The 16,640-nt window shown below is 72.8% G+C and carries 15 protein-coding genes; 9 read left to right on the top strand and 6 right to left on the bottom strand.

The annotated features are described in order from the left end of the window. Window positions 1-5: 5 nt before the first annotated feature. The gene (locus AC5L30_RS08000) at window positions 6-203 is read right to left on the bottom strand and encodes a hypothetical protein (protein ID WP_494866269.1); all 198 of its coding nucleotides are present in this window, start codon (window positions 201-203) and stop codon (window positions 6-8) included. Window positions 204-454: 251 nt separating this feature from the next. On the opposite strand from AC5L30_RS08000, the gene AC5L30_RS07995 reads away from it, so the two are divergent. From AC5L30_RS07995 to glgB, 4 genes are all read left to right on the top strand, one after another. Continuing rightward, window positions 455-682, top strand: coding sequence for a winged helix-turn-helix domain-containing protein (locus AC5L30_RS07995; RefSeq protein WP_494866268.1), 228 nt, complete (start codon window positions 455-457; stop codon window positions 680-682). Between the two features lie 67 nt (window positions 683-749). Next, window positions 750-1,553, top strand: a complete 804-nt coding sequence (locus tag AC5L30_RS07990; RefSeq protein WP_494866267.1) for a hypothetical protein — start codon at window positions 750-752, stop codon at window positions 1,551-1,553. Window positions 1,554-1,777: 224 nt separating this feature from the next. Next, window positions 1,778-3,985 (top strand): alpha-1,4-glucan--maltose-1-phosphate maltosyltransferase, encoded by a 2,208-nt coding sequence (locus AC5L30_RS07985; protein ID WP_494866266.1) that lies wholly within the window; start codon window positions 1,778-1,780, stop codon window positions 3,983-3,985. Beyond that, window positions 3,973-6,075, top strand: coding sequence for a 1,4-alpha-glucan branching protein GlgB (gene glgB, locus AC5L30_RS07980; protein WP_494866265.1), 2,103 nt, complete (start codon window positions 3,973-3,975; stop codon window positions 6,073-6,075). The genes AC5L30_RS07985 and glgB overlap by 13 nt, the downstream gene beginning before the upstream one ends. Before the next feature lie 13 nt (window positions 6,076-6,088). Here the strand turns inward: glgB and AC5L30_RS07975 are convergent, their stop codons facing one another. Then, window positions 6,089-7,165 (bottom strand): App1 family protein phosphatidate phosphatase, encoded by a 1,077-nt coding sequence (locus AC5L30_RS07975; RefSeq protein ID WP_494866264.1) that lies wholly within the window; start codon window positions 7,163-7,165, stop codon window positions 6,089-6,091. Window positions 7,166-7,303: 138 nt separating this feature from the next. On the opposite strand from AC5L30_RS07975, the gene AC5L30_RS07970 reads away from it, so the two are divergent. From AC5L30_RS07970 to AC5L30_RS07955, 4 genes are all read left to right on the top strand, one after another. Beyond that, window positions 7,304-8,923 (top strand): ArnT family glycosyltransferase, encoded by a 1,620-nt coding sequence (locus AC5L30_RS07970; RefSeq protein WP_494866263.1) that lies wholly within the window; start codon window positions 7,304-7,306, stop codon window positions 8,921-8,923. A gap of 65 nt (window positions 8,924-8,988) precedes the next feature. Then, window positions 8,989-9,786: a peroxide stress protein YaaA gene (gene yaaA / locus AC5L30_RS07965; RefSeq protein WP_494866262.1), complete on the top strand. Its 798-nt coding sequence runs from the start codon at window positions 8,989-8,991 to the stop codon at window positions 9,784-9,786. Between the two features lie 106 nt (window positions 9,787-9,892). Then, entirely contained in the window at window positions 9,893-10,675 is a 783-nt protein-coding gene (locus AC5L30_RS07960) for a hypothetical protein (RefSeq protein ID WP_494866261.1), read from the top strand. A 121-nt stretch (window positions 10,676-10,796) separates the two neighbouring features. Next, the gene (locus tag AC5L30_RS07955; RefSeq protein ID WP_494866552.1) at window positions 10,797-11,696 is read left to right on the top strand and encodes a TAXI family TRAP transporter solute-binding subunit; all 900 of its coding nucleotides are present in this window, start codon (window positions 10,797-10,799) and stop codon (window positions 11,694-11,696) included. A gap of 10 nt (window positions 11,697-11,706) precedes the next feature. Here AC5L30_RS07955 and AC5L30_RS07950 read toward each other — a convergent pair whose 3' ends face one another. The 3 genes from AC5L30_RS07950 to AC5L30_RS07940 form a co-directional block, all read right to left on the bottom strand. Further along, a complete protein-coding gene (locus AC5L30_RS07950) occupies window positions 11,707-13,137 on the bottom strand; it encodes a sensor histidine kinase (RefSeq protein WP_494866260.1) in 1,431 nt (476 codons plus the stop codon). Window positions 13,138-13,146: 9 nt separating this feature from the next. After that, window positions 13,147-13,803 (bottom strand): response regulator transcription factor, encoded by a 657-nt coding sequence (locus AC5L30_RS07945; RefSeq protein ID WP_091401433.1) that lies wholly within the window; start codon window positions 13,801-13,803, stop codon window positions 13,147-13,149. 108 nt (window positions 13,804-13,911) lie between these two features. Then, window positions 13,912-14,223: a hypothetical protein gene (locus AC5L30_RS07940; RefSeq protein WP_110561958.1), complete on the bottom strand. Its 312-nt coding sequence runs from the start codon at window positions 14,221-14,223 to the stop codon at window positions 13,912-13,914. A gap of 113 nt (window positions 14,224-14,336) precedes the next feature. On the opposite strand from AC5L30_RS07940, the gene AC5L30_RS07935 reads away from it, so the two are divergent. Next, window positions 14,337-14,675: a DUF952 domain-containing protein gene (locus AC5L30_RS07935; RefSeq protein ID WP_494866259.1), complete on the top strand. Its 339-nt coding sequence runs from the start codon at window positions 14,337-14,339 to the stop codon at window positions 14,673-14,675. A 92-nt stretch (window positions 14,676-14,767) separates the two neighbouring features. Here the strand turns inward: AC5L30_RS07935 and AC5L30_RS07930 are convergent, their stop codons facing one another. After that, window positions 14,768-16,525 carry a CDP-glycerol glycerophosphotransferase family protein gene (locus tag AC5L30_RS07930; RefSeq protein WP_494866258.1) on the bottom strand — a complete coding sequence of 586 codons (1,758 nt, stop codon included), beginning with the start codon at window positions 16,523-16,525 and terminating at the stop codon, window positions 14,768-14,770. Between the last annotated feature and the right edge of the window lie 115 nt (window positions 16,526-16,640).

The raw sequence follows: 16,640 nt of genomic DNA, 5'->3' as shown, positions 1-16,640 counted from the left end.
CGCGCTCACCGCAGGACCCCAACCACAAACAGCACGAGGACGACCACCGCGATCGCGATGCCGTAGGCGTACTGCCGCCGGCTGAGCGGCGCCCGCGTCGGCCGGGCCGGACCGGGCACCCGATCCCCGTCCGGCTGCGGTGGCCGCGCGCCCGCCATGGGGTACGCGGGCGGCAGCGGCCCATCCGGCAAACGCTCGTCCACCTGTGCCTCCTCGCGGCGCGACGAATTGATGGTTATGGGGTTTGGGCGACGGAGTGGTCGGTGATGAGGATGCAGATCAGGGGCGGCATGGCACGGGAACCTCCCCGGCCTTCGATGAGGCACTCCGCTGCTGACGAGAGGACCTCCTACGCCATCCAACTTAGGACCCTAAGTAGCCAGAGTCAACACAGGGTCCAGACTGTGTCGCGCGTGGTGAGACTCTGTACAGGCTGACGAGAGGTGGTCCCACCATGCCCCGCAAGCCTGTCTACGAGCAGGTGGTCGATGACATCACGACGTCGATCCGAAGCGGCACCCTCAAGCCCGGCGACAAGCTGCCGACCATCGCTGAACTCGCCCGCCAGTACAACTCGTCCGACAACCCGATCAAGCGGGCGCTGTGGATCATGGATGAGCGGGGCTGGATCGAGGTGCACCAGGGCAAGGGGTCGTTCGTGGCTGCGGAGCCGCCAGCCTGACTCCCTGGGCCACCACTCGCGGGTATTGGCTCGACGCTGGGATGGCCGGCTGCCACGATGCGGAGCCATGGCGGACGACGGGTCGAACAGACATCTTCTCGAGACGTGGGCGGACGTCGACCCGGTGCGGCACCCGTTCGACCCGGTCGAGTTGTCGGTGGCGGTCCGGACGTTGGTGCCTGCGCCGCCTGCCCGGCCGACCTCCGGTGACGGTAGACACGCCGGGTGGTCAGAAGACTTCGCCTGGGTCGAGTCCGTCAGCGTGCTCCTGTCCGACCGGTACGGCCCGTGGGCCTACCGCTGGCACTGGGGGCCCTGGGAGAGGGAGCATGCGGGCTTCGTGACCGACCGCATCCCGACGCCGGCTGACGCGCCGACGTTCGTCGCCGACTCGCTGCTGGCCTGGCGGCGCTGGTTGGAGAGCCTGGCTGAGCGTTTCGACCACCTTCTGCCGTCGCTCGATCCGGCGCGGGCCGCCGGCGCGGCCGACGTCGTCGCCGCCTGGGAGGTCGCCGTCGCACAGCTGATGGCGTTTGTCGCCGCCCCCGTCGTCGACGACGACGGCTGGCAGGGAAACTGCCAGCGCACTCTGCGGTGGTTCCTCACCGCCGCCGGCGTCCCGCCGGACCGGGCGCAGGCGGTGGTCGACGGAGCGCTCGAGCGGTTCGGCTGGTGGGCGCCGCTGACCGCGGTGGAGATCGGTGAGATCGCCGAACGGGTCGCCCGAGACGCGCTCAACCCCGCCGGGATCGTGCCGGCTGGCCGAGTCGACAACTGGCCCGACACCTGGCCACAGGACTGGCCATCCTGGCGGGCGACGAACACCGGCTGGGGCGCGGGGCCACCGTCCGACCGTGGGCAATCCGCCTGACGCCACCAGACCGCCTGAAACCACTGGACCGCCTGAAACCACTGGACCGGCACCGCGAAGATCCGCGCAATTTCGGGGAAGTTGCTGCGTCGACGACGCCTGAGGCAGCAACTTCCCCGAAAGTGGGCGGATCTTGTCGCGCGGCCCGGCGCGCGGCACCGCGTGTGGGGCGGACCGGCAGGCTTGGCCGCGCGCGAACGGATCTCGCGCAGTAGGTTGGCGGGGTGACTGGACGGTTCCCGATCGAAGACGTCTCCCCCGTCGTCTCGTGCGGGCGATACCCGGCCAAGGCGGTGGTCGACGAGCCCGTTGCGGTGTCGGCGCGCGCCTACCGGGAGGGGCACGACGCGCTGGGCTGCAACGTGGTGTGGGCTGGTCCGGACGGCGCGAGCCGGCCGTTCACCCGGATGCGCCCCGGCGAGCCGGGCCAGGACCGCTGGCACGCCACCATCGCACCGGACGCCGTCGGCTCGTGGACCTTCTCCGTCGAAGCGTTCCAGGACCCGTACCTGACCTGGCAGAACGCCGTAACCAAGAAGATCGCCGCCGGGCAGGGGCCGGAGGACCTGGCCAACGACCTGGCCGAGGGCGCGCGCGTGCTCGCCGCCGCACGGGATCTCGTCCCGACCGCCGACCGGCCGCGGGTCGCCGACGCGCTCACCGCGCTGGTCGAGACCGACCTGCCGCTGGCGCAGCGGGTGGACCCGGCGCTGGCCCTGGCCGACCTGCTCTGGGAGCACCCGGTCCGGGAGCTGGTCACCGCCGGTGACACGTACTCGATCTGGGTGGACCGCAAGCGGGCGCTCTACTCGGCCTGGTACGAGTTCTTCCCCCGCTCCGAAGGGGCGGTGGGTGGCCGCTCCGGCACCTTCGCGACCGCCACCGAGCGGCTGCCAGGTGTGGCCGCGATGGGCTTCGACGTGCTCTACCTGCCGCCGATCCACCCGATCGGCCGAGTCAACCGTAAGGGCCGCAACAACGCGCTCACCGCCGGGCCGACCGACGTGGGCTCGCCGTGGGCGATCGGTGCCGCCGAGGGCGGCCACGACGCCATCCACCCCGACCTGGGTACGCCGGCGGACTTCCGGGCCTTCATCCAGGCGGCGGCGGCACAGGGCCTGGAAGTGGCGATGGACCTGGCGTTGCAGTGCGCGCCGGACCACCCCTGGGTCACCGAGCACCCGGAGTGGTTCACCACCCGGGCCGACGGCAGCATCGCGTACGCGGAGAACCCGCCGAAGAAGTACCAGGACATCTACCCGGTCAACTTCGACAACGACCCGGAGGGCATCCGGGCCGAGGTGCTGCGGGTGGTGCTGCACTGGGTCGGCGAGGGCATCCGGATCTTCCGGGTGGACAACCCGCACACCAAGCCGTTCGACTTCTGGCACTGGTTGATCGCCGAGGTGAAGGCGGTCGACCCGGACGTGCTGTTCCTGGCCGAGGCGTTCACCCGGCCGGCCATCATGCACGGCCTCGGCAAGATCGGCTTCACCCAGTCGTACACCTATTTCACCTGGCGCACGACGGCCGCCGAGATGCGGGCGTACTGCGAGGAGCTGATCGAGGCGGCCGACTACATGCGGCCGAACTTCTGGCCGAACACCCCGGACATCCTGCACGAGTCGTTGCAGCACGGCGGCCCGCCGATGTTCAAGATCCGGGCGGTGCTGGCCGCGCTGCTCTCCCCCTCCTGGGGCCTGTACGCCGGTTACGAGCTGTTCGAGCACGTGGCCCGGCCGGGCGCCGAGGAGTACCTGGACAACGAGAAGTACGAGCTGCGACCCCGGGACTGGGCCGGCGCCGAGGCGCAGGGCCGCTCGCTGGCGCCGTTCCTGGCCACCCTCAACCGGGTACGCCACCACAACCCGGCCCTGCACCAGCTCCGTAACCTGCGCTTCCACGAGATCGACAACCCGGCGTTGCTCTGCTGGTCCAAGCACGACCCGGAGACCGGCAACACGGTCATCGTGGTCTGCTCGTTCGACCCGCGCGTCGTGCAGTGGGGCAACACCACCCTCGACATGCCGGCGCTCGGTTTCGACTGGCACGAACGGTTCACGGTGTACGACGAGCTGACCGGCACCAGTTACGACTGGGGTCAGCGCAACGCGGTACGGCTCGACCCGTACCTGCAACCCGCGCACGTGTTGACCGTGCGTCGCCCCACCCCGCCAACCGAGCCGCAGCCGGCGGGCGCCGAGCCGGCCGATCTCACCGTCGCCGAGGTGCCGGACGACCTCTCCGGCGGCACCGCGCCGACGACCCCGGCCACGACGACTCCGGCCACGACAACCCCGGCCACGACAACCCCGGCCACGACAACCCCGGCCACGGTGGCGTCCCGGCTGGCCGCCCGTGCTTCTGCCGCCCGCTCGTCCCGTTCCGCGCCGACCGCTCCCGCCCCGAAGGACGACCGATGGACCAGCTGATCTCCGGCGCGACGCACGACCCGCACGCGCTGCTCGGCGCGCATCCCGCCGACTCCTCGACGACGATCCGCACCATGCGGCGGGGCGCCGGCGACGTGGCGCTACTCGTCGGCGACGAGCGGCACCCGATGAAGCGGGTGCACGACGTGGGCGTCTTCGAGGCGCAGGTCGACGGCACCGTGCTCGACTACCGGGTCGAGGTCGACGGCACCACGCACGACGACCCGTACCGCTACCCGCCGACCCTGGGTGAGCTGGACCTACACCTGATCCGCGAGGGCCGCCACGAGCGGCTGTGGGAGGCGCTCGGCGCCCGGGTCTTCGACGAGGGCGTGGCGTTCAGCGTCTGGGCGCCCAACGCCCGTGGGGTGCGGGTGGTCGGCGACTTCACCGGCTGGGCCCCCGACGACGGCTGGCCGATGCGGTCGCTCGGCTCCAGCGGGGTGTGGGAGCTGTTCGTCCCCAACGCCCGGGCCGGGGCCCGCTACAAGTACCGGGTGCTGGGCGCCGACGGGCAGTGGCGGGACAAGGCCGACCCCCTCGCCGCGTACGCCGAGGTGCCGCCGGCCACCGCCTCGGTGGTGCACCACTCCACGTACCGGTGGAACGACGCGGACTGGCTGGCCCGGCGGGCCGAACGGCAGCCGCACCAGGAACCGATGAGCGTCTACGAGGTGCACCTCGGCTCCTGGCGGCCCGGCCTGGGCTACCGCGAGCTGGCAGAGCAACTCACCGCGTACGTCACCGAGCTGGGCTTCACGCACGTGGAGTTCCTGCCGGTGATGGAGCACCCGTTCGGCGGCTCCTGGGGCTACCAGGTGACCGGCTACTACGCGCCGACCTCCCGGTTCGGCGACCCGGACGAGTTCCGCCACCTCGTCGACCGGCTGCACGCCGCCGGCATCGGCGTACTCCTGGACTGGGTGCCCGCGCACTTCCCGAAGGACGAGTGGGCGCTGGCCCGGTTCGACGGCACCCCGCTCTACGAGCACCCCGACCCGCGGCGCGGCGAGCACCCCGACTGGGGCACGTACGTCTTCGACTTCGGCCGCAACGAGGTCCGCAACTTCCTGGTCGCCAACGCCCTCTACTGGTGCGACCAGTTCCACGTCGACGGGCTGCGGGTCGACGCCGTCGCCTCGATGCTCTACCTCGACTACTCCCGCAACCAGGGCGAGTGGGCCCCGAACAAGTACGGCGGTCGGGAGAACCTGGAGGCCATCGCGTTCATGCAGGAGGTGAACGCGACCGTCTACAAGCACCACGCCGGCGTCGTCATGATCGCCGAGGAGTCCACCGCGTGGCCGGGGGTCACCCGCTCCACCGCCGAGGGCGGGCTGGGCTTCGGGTTCAAGTGGAACATGGGCTGGATGCACGACACCCTGCTCTACACCTCGAAGGACCCGATCTACCGCCAGCACCACCACCACCAGCTCACCTTCTCCCTGGCGTACGCCTGGAGCGAGAACTACGTGCTGCCGATCAGCCACGACGAGGTCGTGCACGGCAAGGGCTCGCTGGCCGGCAAGATGCCCGGCGACACCTGGCAGCGGCTGGCGAACGTCCGGGCGCTGCTGGCGTACATGTGGGCGCACCCCGGCAAGCAGCTGCTCTTCATGGGCTCCGAACTGGCCGACGACCGGGAGTGGAGCGAGGAACGCGGCCTCGACTGGTACCTGCTGCACGACCCGGCCCGGGCCGGCGTGCAACGGCTCGTCGGTGACCTCAACCGGGTCTACCGGGACACCCCGGCGCTCTGGGCACAGGACACCGAACCGGCCGGTTTCCGGTGGATCGCCGGCGACGACGTCGCCAACAACACCGTGTCGTTCGTCCGGATCGCCCCGGACGGCTCGACGCTGGTCTGCGTGGCGAACTTCTCCGCCCAGCCGCTGCACGACTACCGAATCGGGTTGCCGGCCGGCGGGACGTGGCAGGAGGTGCTCAATACCGACGCGCAGCACTACGGCGGGTCGGGGGTGGGCAACCTCGGCGAGGTACGGGCCGAGGACGTGCCGTGGCACGGGATGGTCGCCTCAGCGGCCCTTCAGGTGCCGCCGCTGGGCGCCGTCTGGCTCCGCCGCAGCTGACCCGGCCGGATCGTCAGACCAGGCCGGCGTCGCGGAGCAGCTGCCACAGGCCGGCGCCGTCCGGGGCGGAGAGCCACTTCTGCCCCACCGGTCCCGCCGACGACGCGCCGGCCGGGGCGGGCAGGCTACCGGCCAGCACCGACTGCGTCGGCGAGAGCCGGCGGATCGCCACCCCGGCGACGTTCTCCGGGTGGGCGGCGGCGAACTCCCGGTAGATCTCCTGGTCGTGCTGCCCGTCGTCGCCCACCAACAGCCACTTCACGTCGGGAAACTCCTTGGCCATTCGGGCCAGGGTGACCCGCTTGTGTTCCATGCCGCTGCGGAACCAGCGATCGGCGGTCGGGCCCCAGTCGGTCAACAGCAGCGGCCCGGCCGGGTAGAGGTGCCGGGACAGGAACCGGGTCAGCGTCGGTGCCACGTTCCAGGCGCCGGTGGAGAGGTAGAAGACCGGCGCGCCGGGGTGCGCGGTGACGAGCCGCTCGTAGAGCACGGCCATGCCGGGCACGGCGTTGCGGGCATGCTCGTCGAGCACGAACGTGTTCCATGCGGCGAGCAGCGGCCGGGGCAGCGCGGTCACCATCACCGTGTCGTCGATGTCGGAGATGATGCCGAACTTGACCTCCGGGTCGAGGATGCGCACCGGGGCGTCGACCGGCTCGGCGTCCGGGACACTGAGCCGGACCGTACCCCAACCGGGCGGCAGGTCGGCCTCGACCAGGGTGTCGACGAAGCCGCTGCGGTCGGCCCGCGTCTCGTGGCACACCCCGCCGGCCTCGATGGTCACGGTGACGTGTTTGTTGGGCAGCGTGGTGAAGCTGCGCCAGCCACGGACCTTGTCCAGTCGACCCCGCTGGCGGGTGTCCGGACGGCCCAGCAGCACCCGGCACATCACCCGCACCCAACCCGGCGCGCCATAGCCGGTGTACGCGACGATGTTGACCCGCCAGCCGGTGCGCCGCAGGCGACGCTCGACGAGCTGGTGCACGGCGTCCTCGATCCGCGCAGCCCGGTGCAGGTTCGGAACGGCCAGTTGGCCGGCGGGAGTGGGTGGCACGCGCCAACCCTGCCACACGTCGACAGCCACGGCCATGCGAGCCAACCCCGGCTGCGCCGATCCGGCCCGGCCACCGTCGGGTGGATCCAGTCCCGCCCCAGCTACGCCGATCCACCTCGGCGGCCCGGCCGAACGTGAAACACTCCGGTCGGGACGACGACGGGGGCCTTGGTCGTGTCGCATCCAGAGCAGCACCGCAGGCGATGGCGTCCGCGACTCGACCGGCCGGCGCTCGTCGCGCTGCTGTTCGGGCTCGCCGGTGTCGTCTACCGGCTGGTCCTGACGCTCTTCACGGTGCCGGTGTCGAACAGCGACGAGGCGACGTTCGGCCTCGCCGCGCTACACATCGGGCAGGGCCGGGAACACCCGGTCTTCCTGTACGGCCAGCACTACATGGGGATGTTGGAGTCGTACCTGGCGGCGCCGCTGGTGGCGCTGGCCGGGCCGAGCTGGCCGGTGCTGCGGCTGCCGATGCTCGCGCTGTACGCGGTCTTCCTCTACCTGATCCACCGGTTGACCCGCCGGCTCTGCACGCCGTGGTTCGCCGCGTTCGTGGTGGGTCTGCTGGCGCTCGGGCCGGAGCGGGTGGTGCGCGATCAGCTCACCGTCGTCGGTGGGCGGCCGGAGGTGAAGCCGGCGGTGCTGCTGATGCTGCTGATCACGGTGGGGTTGGCCGCCGGCACTGTCCACCGCCGACGGCTCGCGTTCGGCCTGTTCGGGCTGCTCGTCGGGCTGGCCGTCTGGTCGGACTGGCTGATCCTGCCGTACCTCGCGGTGGCCGGGCTGGCCCTGCTCTGGGCGGTACGGCGGGAGTTGCTCGGCTGGTCCGGCCTGCTGCTGGTGGCGGGGGTGGTGGCCGGTGTGGCCCCGATGATCGTCGACAACCTGCGGGCCGGGCCGGGTGAGGACTCGCTGTCGGTGTTCCGGGAGGTCAGCACCAAGGCCGGGCCGCAGCCGCCGTGGTCCGACCGGATCCGGGGCGGCCTGCTGGAGGGGGTGCCGCTGGCGCACGGGCTCTGCCCGGTGGACGGCTGCGGACGCTGGCAACAGTGGTTCGGCGTGCTGTACCCGGTGCTGCTGCTGGCCGGCGCGGCATTCGCGGTGCTCGCCTACCGGCGGGCGGCCCGGGTGCCGCGCGGGGAACGGGTCGGGCCGGTCGTGCAGCTCGCGCTGATCGCCGGCGCGGCGTTGACCCTGCTGTCGTACGTACGCAGCCCGCTCGCCGCGACCAGCCCGCTGGACAACGCCCGCTACCTGTCGGTGCTGCAACTGTCGCTGCCGGCGGTGCTCTGGCCGCTCTGGGTGGCGGCGCTGACCGCCTGGCGGGGCACCAGCAGCGTGCTGGGGCGGCTCACCGGCGCGCTCTCCACCGCCGTGCTGGCCGCGCTGACCGTGACCACGCTGGTGGTCACCGTGCTCTTCGCGACCACCGGCACCCGGGCATCGCGGACCGAGGAGCGCCAGGCCCGGGAGTTGGCCGCCGCGCTGCGCGCCCACGGACCCCACGAGGTGTACGGGGACTACTGGACCTGCAACCGGTTGATCTTCAACACGGATGAGTCGGTGGTCTGCGGGGTGCTCGACGGGAACCTGTCCCCGGGGCAGAACCGCTACCGGCCGTACTGGCGGCAGGTGGGGCGGGCCGAGCGGCCGGGCTACGTGGTGGAGATCGACTCACCGATGGACCGGCGGTTGCGCCGGCTGCTCGCCGACCGGGCCGACGCCACGCCGGTGCGGGAGGTCGGCGGCTATCGCGTGTACCACCCCGACACCCCGGTGCGGCCCTGGCGGTAGGGGCTGGTCGTACGCTGGCCGGGCCGGCGCGTGGGGCGCCGCCGTTTCGCCCGTCGAGGAGACCCATGCTCATCCTGTTGCCGCCCTCGGAGGGGAAGGCCGACGCCGGCACCGGACGGCGGTGGGCCCCGGACCGGCTCTCACTGCCCGAGCTGAACCCGGCCCGCGAGCGGGTGCTGGACGCCCTGGTGGCGCTGAGCGCCGGGCCGGACGAGGAGGTCGCGCGGGCGGCGCTCGGTCTCAGCGAGGGGCAGCGGGGCGAGCTGCGGCGCAATGCCCGACTGCGGGAGGCGGCCACCGCGCCGGCCGAGCGGCTCTACACCGGGGTGCTCTACGAGGCGCTGGACCTGGCCTCGTTGCCGGTCGCGGCGCAACGTGCGGCCCGCCGGTCGATCCTGATCAGCTCCGGGCTGTGGGGCGCGGTCCGGTTGGCCGACCGGATCCCACCGTACCGCTGCCCGATCGGCGCGCGCCTGCCCGACGTCGGGGCGCTGTCGACGTACTGGCGCAGGGAGCTGACCCCCACGGTGGACGAGGCTGCCGGGCGGGGCCCGGTGCTGGATCTGCGCTCCGGCGCGTACGCCGCCACCTGGACGCCGCGCGGGGAGCTGGCCGAGCGGACGGTCACCGTGCGGGTACTGCACGAGCGGGAGGTCGACGGCGTGCTGGTCCGCTCGGTGGTCAGCCACTTCAACAAGGCGACCAAGGGGCGGCTGATCCGCGACCTGCTCGTCGCCGGTGCCCGCCCGCGCACCGCCGCGGAGCTGGTCGGCACGCTGCGAGAGTTGAAGCACACGGTGCTGGAGCAGGCCACCGCCGCGGGCCGGGTGCGGCAGGTGGATCTGGTGGTCACCGACCTGTAGTGGCGCGGCAGCCGCAAGATTTGCTCAAGGCTGGGCCGGACCGGTTCCGTAACGGCGTGGCAGGGGCCACGGTAGGGCAACCCAGACTCCGACAAGGGAGCCTCCGTTGACCCGCGAACCCGCCCTGCTCGACCGGCCTCACTCCCCGCCGCTCCCAGCCCCGCCGCCCCCAGCCCCGCCGCCCCCAGCCCCGCTGGGCTGGCTGACACTGGGCGACGCGTTCGAGGCTGCCTGCCTGCTGCGCTGCACACCACCGCCGACCGCCGCCCGGCCCAGCGCGGTCCGGGCCGAGCACACCGCCGGGGTGGAGTTCAACCGGGAGGACGCCGCGCAGCGGATGCGGCAACTGCTCAACCGGCTGGACATCCCGGTCACCCACGAGGTGACCGTCGGCGGTCTACGCCGCCGCTACGAGCTGCACCGGCTGTGGGTGCCCCGGGAACACCAGGGCGCGTACACCCGGATGTTGGACGCGGGCTGGTGGCAGGGGCGGCGTGAGCTGCTCGGCGGGCCGCTGCCCGGCGCCTCGCCGGCCCGCCGGCGGTTGGTGACCCGGCTGGCGGAGGCGGCCTGGCGCTCGGCGCTGCTGGCCGCCGGGCGGCACGTCCGCCGGCACATCCTCGGTGTCCGGCTCACCGACCGGGAGTTGGCCGCGGTGCTGATCCGGGGCGCGGCCGTGCTCGACGTGCCGGCCCGACTCCGCCCGGGCACCGGCTGCTTCCTGGTCAGCGTGGCCGACGGCCGGGACCGGCAGCGGATCCTGCACAGCGCGGCGTTGGAGCCGGCGCGCGACCCGGTGGCCGCACCCGGGGCGGCGACGGCGCGCGGGCTGCCCCCGGCGTCGGCGCGCGGCGCGGTCGTGGCACCGGCAGGTCGGACCGCCTGCTGATCGGGTTCCGACCGTCCGGGACGTCGCCGGCCCGGGCTTGCGCGCACCCGCCCGACGGCGCACAGTGCACCGCGTGAGTCGTACCTCGTCCAGCCGCGTCGGCCTGGCCGCCCTGTCGACGGTGCTGCTGATCGCGAACCTGGCCGTCGCCAGCTGCCGGGACACCCCGACCGAGCCGACGTCGATCCGCATCGCCACCGGCAGCCCCACCGCGGTCTACTACGCGTTCGGGCAGTCCCTGGCGGCCATCCTCAACCGGGAACTCCCCGACGTACGGGCCAGCGTGGTGATCACCGCGGCCTCGGCGGAGAACGTCCAGCTCGTCGGCTCCGGCGAGGCCGAGCTGGGCTTCACCCAGGCCGATGTGCTGCCCACCAGCACGGCGGGAAGCCCCACGGTCGACGCCATCGCCCGGGTGTACGACGACCAACTGCACCTGGTCACCACGAGCGGCGGCCCGGTCCGCACGGTCGCCGACCTGAACGGCCGGCGGGTCTCCGTCGGCGCGCCCGGCTCGGGCACCGAGATCACCGCGACCCGCCTGCTGGAGGTGGCCCGCCTCGGTGGCGACGAGGTGCGCCGCGAACGGCTCGGACTGGACGACTCGGTGGCGGCGCTGCGCTCCGGGCGGATCGACGCGTTCTTCTTCTCCGGCGGGTTGCCGGTTCGGGGCATCGAGGAGCTGGCCGACGCCAGCGCGATCCGGATCGTGGACCTCAACGAGTGGACCGAGCCGCTGCGCACGCGCTACGGCCAGGTCTACGTCTCCCGGGACATCCCCCGCTCGGTGTACGGGGTGGACGCGGTGACCACGGTGGCCGACCCGAACTACCTGATCGTCCGGGCCGACCTGCCGGACCCGTTGGTGCGTGAGGTGACCCGGCTGCTGATGGAACGCCGGGCCGAACTGGCCGCCGCCCATCCGGCGGCGGGACGGATGAGCCCTCGTTCGGCGATCGTCACCGCGCCGCTGTCGCTGCACCCGGGCGCCGCCGCCTGGTACCGCGCCACCAAACCGTGACGGCCGGGCCTCAGCGGGCCGGGGAGGGCCGTAGGTCGACGGCCGCTTCCTCCTCCCCCGGGTCCACCGCAAGCGCCGGCGTCGGGAACCACAGGGCGGCGACCAGCCCCCGCGACTCTCCCGGGCGCATGGTGAGCCGCCCGTCCGACGCGTCGACCAGCACGGCGGCGATGGTCAGGCCGAGCCCCGCGCCGTCCACGTTCTGCGCGTCCGGGGCCCGCCAGAACCGCTCGGTCGCCTGGCCGAGCTGACTCTCGGTCATGCCGGGGCCGGAGTCGCGTACCTCCAGCGCCACCCCGCCGTCGCGGCGGGCCACCGTCACCGTGACCGCCCCGCCCGCCCCGCTGAACTTCACCGCGTTGTCGATGAGCGCGTCCAACGCCTGGTCGACGGCGGTCGGCACGGTCTGGGCGTACGCCGGGGCGTCGGTCGTGGCCAGCCGCAACGCGACCGACCGGTGCCGGGCCAGCGGCGCCCACGCGGCCACCCGGGAGGCGGCCACCGCGGCGGCGTCCACGGTGACGCGCTCGTTCTCCTCCCGTTCGGCCCGGGCGAGGGTGAGCAGCGCGTCGAGCACCAGCGCGAGCCGGTCGGTCTCCTCCAGGGCCAGCCGGTGCTCGGACCGGCCGTCCGGGTCGGTGAGGCTGGGCCCCAACTCCTCCACCCGCAGCCGCAGCGCGGTGAGCGGGTTGCGCAGTTGGTGGCTGGCGTGCGCGACGAAGGCGCGCTGCCGGTCCATCACGTCGGAGACCACGTCGGCCATGTGGTTGAAGCTGGCCGCGAGGCGGCGCAGCTCCGGCGGCCCCAGCCGGTGTTGCACCCGGGCGCCCCGGTCGCCCTCGGCGATCTCGTGGGTGACCGCGTCCAGTTCGGTGACCGGGCGCAGCACCCAACCGGCCAGCCCGAACGCGGTGAGCACACAGGCCAGCACGGCGAGCAGACCGGCCAGGGCGAGCAGTAGCCACCACGCGACGACAGCTCGGCGGATCGGGCCGGCCGGGGTCACGATCACCACCGCGCCGAGCACCTCACCTCCGTCGTTGATCGGTACCGCCACCACCACCGGGTCGGTCGTCCAGGGCCAGACCGACTCGGGGGCGCTGGTCTGCTGCCCGGACAGCGCGACGTCCAGCACCGTCGCGGTCCCCGGGCTGGGCTGCCACCTCGGCGACGAGACCGGGATGTTCCGGTCCCGGTCGACGATCGCGGCGCCGATCTCGTACAGGTCGTCGTAGCTGGTCAGCTCCGACTCGATCGGGCCCGGCCCGCCGTCGCGCAACGCCGGCCCGGCCAGCGAGGCGAACCGGGTGGCGTCGGCGAGCCGGTCGGCGCGGACCCGTTCGGTCTCGCGGCTGGCCATGGTGGCGGCCAGTGGGGTCTCCAACGCGATGAGGACGAGGACCATCAGCAGCAGATAGCTGATCACCAGGCGACGGCGCACGTCAGCTCCTCACGCGTCGCGCAGCCGGTAGCCGACGCCGCGAACGGTCTCCACCAGGCGGGCGTCGCCGAGCTTGCCGCGCAGCGACCCGACGTGCACCTCGACGGTGTGCCGGTCGGCCCAGGTGGTGCCCCAGGCGTCGAGCAGGATCCGGTCGCGGGGCACCGCCACCCCGGGCTGGCGGGCCAGCGAGAGGAGCACGTCGAACTCCTTGCGGGTCAACGTGACGGCCCGGCCGTCCACGGTCACCGTCCGCGCGGCCACGTCGATGCGTACCGGCCCGGCCTCGATGAGGTGCCGCTCGGGCGCGGCGTTCGCGGCGCGACGCAGCACCGCCTCGATCCGGGCCTGCAACTCCACCATCGAGAACGGCTTGACCACGTAGTCGTCCGCGCCGAGGCGCAGACCCAGCACCCGGTCACGTTCCTCGCCCCGGGCGGTCACCGCGATGATGCCGAGTTGGCTGCTGCGTCGACGCAGCTCCCGGCACAGGTCGGTGCCGTCCCCGTCGGGCAGGGTCAGGTCGAGCAGCACCAGGTCACAGGGGGCGGCGGAGAGGGCGGCGGCGACGGTGGCCGCGTGCTCGACCTCGTACCCCCGGCGGGTGAGGGCGGAGGACAGCGCGGCGGCCACCCGGCGGTCGTCCTCCACCAGCAGGATCCGCACCCGTGCCCCCGTCCGTCGCAGCGCTGTTCTGCGAAATGGTGGCAGAAGCGCGCGCGGACCGGGAGGCCGCCCGCCGGGGCTGGGCGGGCTACCGGACGAAGACCCCGGTCACAGACCGAAGACGTCGTCGGCGGTGGCGTCCCGGACGCCGTCGGTGAACCCGCGGAAACCCGGGTCCTCGTGGCTGGCCGGCACGCTGGTGACGGTGACCCCGCTGGCCTGGGTGACCGCGTCGACCAGGGGCGGATAGTCGATCTCGGCATCCTGGAAGGCGTCGTCGTCCGCCTCGGCCAGGTTGATCACGTGCTGTACGTCGTCGGACGGAGTGTCCGGGTCCTCGGCCCACTCGCCGCCGGCCCGGTAGCACTCGTCGTACAGCGCCCGCTGGCTGTCGGTCCAGTCATCGTCGTAGCTCTGCATCGCCCATCCCTCCGCGGCCCTTGACCTGAGCATGCCCGGCGGGGGGCGACGGGCGCGGCGGTACCGGCGAAAACCGGGCGAGCGCGCCGACGGCGGCCCCGTACGCTGCTGTGGTGATCTACAAACTGCTGTCGAGCGCGGAATGGGACGACGCCCTCGCCGCCGGTGCCTTCGCCGGCTCCGCCGTGGACCGGCAGGACGGTTTCATCCACCTCTCCGACGGCGACCAGGTGGTCGAGACGGCGCGGCGGTACTTCACCGGGGCGACCGGGTTGACCCTGCTCAGCGTCGACGAGGAGCGACTGGGTGACGCGCTGCGGTGGGAGCCGTCGCGCGGCGGGCAGCTCTTCCCACACGTGTACGGCCCGCTGCCGGTCGCGGCGGTGGTGGCGGCGCGGGCGTTGCCGGCGGACGTTCCCGCCGCCGACGCGGTGGCCGCCCTGCTGGGCTGACACGGTCGCGCCCGACCCGACGGTGTCGGGTCGGGCGCGAGGCCATAGAGGCCGGGTTCAGCGGCAGCGCCGGTCGCTGCCGTTCGCGGAACTCAGTGGCAGAGCCGGTCGATCTCCTGCTGGAACCGGTCCATCGGGTTCGCCTCGGCGGGCCCGAGCAGGTAGGTCTTCAGCTCCCGGCGGGCCTCGGTCATCGGGTCGTCGCCGGCCCGGGTGACCGACACGATCTTCTCCAGCTCGCCGCAGTCCTTGGAGAGCAGGTACGCGGCCCGAGCCGTCGGGTACTCGCGGCGGAAGTCGTCCTCCGACAGGCCGGCCGGGTTGGCCACCACGTACGGCCGTTGGCTCTGCACGAAGTCGGACACCACACTGGACACGTCGCTGATCAGCAGGTCGGTCTGGTTGAAGCAGTCGAACAGCGCCGGCGTGCGGCCGGTGACCACCAGGTGCGCGGTGCCGTCCAGCGAGGACGCGTCCGGGTCACCGCCGGCGGCGCGGATCGCCGTGACGATCCGGTCGTGCACGGCCTTCGCCGCCTTGGACCGCGACCCGGTGAGCGGGTGCGGCTTGTAGATCAGGCGGACTCGGGGACCCGTGGCGAGCAGTCCCTTGACGATCCGCTCACCCATCAGCACCAGCGAGGTGTGGTACGGGTCGTCGTCGAGCCAGCCCTCCCAGGTGGGCGCGTAGAGCACGGTGAACGGCCGGTCCACCGACTCGGCGCCGAACGTGTGCACCCCGGCGAGCTGCGGCCGGCCGATCTCGACGATGTCCGAGTCGAGCACCCCCACGCCGGCCCGCGCGTAGCGCTCCCGGCCGGCCAGGCCGGCGACCCAGACCTCGTCGTACACCTTGCTGTAGGGGTTGACGCTGGCCTGCTTGTCGCTGTCGCCGTGCCCGACGAAGACGTGCTTCGTACCCGGCTCGCGGAGCATGTGGATGTTCGCGCCGACGTTGGCGGAGTAGAGCGCCGCGCGGATGCCGCCGAGGTCGAGGTTCATGAAGTCGACCCCGGCCGGTACGCAGATCACCGGCAGCCGGGTGTCGGCCAGCTCCAGGAACGCCTCCCGACTGCGCATCAGCACCACCGCGCGCTGCTGGAGCGCCTCGGTCGGGGCGAGCCACATGTTCGCCTGGTAGACGTCCTTGGCCGGGCCGGCGAAGTAGAGCGCCACCTCCGGCCGGTAGCTGTCCAGCCAACGCTGGACCGCCGGCAGCAGCGGGCCCTGCCCGGCGCCCCGACCGCGCAGCCAGGTCAGCGCGATGATCGCGCCCACCACACCGGTCGCCACGACGGCCACCGCGCCGGCCACGAAGAACGGCGTCGCATCGTGCTGCACCGCGGCGGCCACGCCGGCGGGCACCAGCAGCAGGTTGAGCAGGGGCATCCGGTCACCGGCGACCGCCGCCGCCCAGGCGGGCGGTTGGGGGGCGCTGGACAGTGGACCCAGCTCGATGTTGCGCACCATGGCGGAGAGCGGGTTACGACGATCGATCATGGTGGAGAGCGCGCCGGCGAAGACCGAGACGACCCACACCGCGGCCGGCAGCACGAGCAGCACGGTCAGCTCGCCACCGCTGAGCCGCACCTCGGCGACGACCAGCAACACGGCGGCGAGGTCCCGGGTCAGCTGTCGGTACGACCAGTGCAGGCCCACCTTCTCCAACAGCAGTTGCGACGGCGGCGACCAGCGGGCGACGGCGAACTCGCCGATGATGGCGGCCAACGCGGCGACGGCGAACAGGCCGATCCAACCGAATACGCCACCGACGAGCATGATCAGGTAGGCCAGTACCAGTAGCGCACTCTGGGCGGCCACTCCGAGGCGTCCTGTCAACGTGCCGAACAAACGAGTTCGCTCCCTACGAGATTTCGTTGCGGGCGGTGCCCGTGATGGACCGACGTCACTCCCCCGTCGCAGCGACTCAATCGCGGCCGGCTGCGTGTGACTGCGACCTTAACGC

It is taken from the genome of Micromonospora sp. BQ32 (assembly GCF_059358895.1).
This window is presented reverse-complemented; position numbering and strand designations above follow the sequence as displayed.

What these genes read in the sequence shown, in the direction of transcription:
- AC5L30_RS07995 (WP_494866268.1), top strand. Translation starts at nt 455, where the DNA reads ATGCCCCGCAAGCCTGTCTACGAGCAGGTGGTCGATGACATCACGACG.
- AC5L30_RS07990 (WP_494866267.1), top strand. Translation starts at nt 750, where the DNA reads ATGGCGGACGACGGGTCGAACAGACATCTTCTCGAGACGTGGGCGGAC.
- glgB (WP_494866265.1), top strand. Translation starts at nt 3,973, where the DNA reads ATGGACCAGCTGATCTCCGGCGCGACGCACGACCCGCACGCGCTGCTC.
- AC5L30_RS07975 (WP_494866264.1), bottom strand. Translation starts at nt 7,165, where the DNA reads ATGGCCGTGGCTGTCGACGTGTGGCAGGGTTGGCGCGTGCCACCCACT.
- yaaA (WP_494866262.1), top strand. Translation starts at nt 8,989, where the DNA reads ATGCTCATCCTGTTGCCGCCCTCGGAGGGGAAGGCCGACGCCGGCACC.
- AC5L30_RS07940 (WP_110561958.1), bottom strand. Translation starts at nt 14,223, where the DNA reads ATGCAGAGCTACGACGATGACTGGACCGACAGCCAGCGGGCGCTGTAC.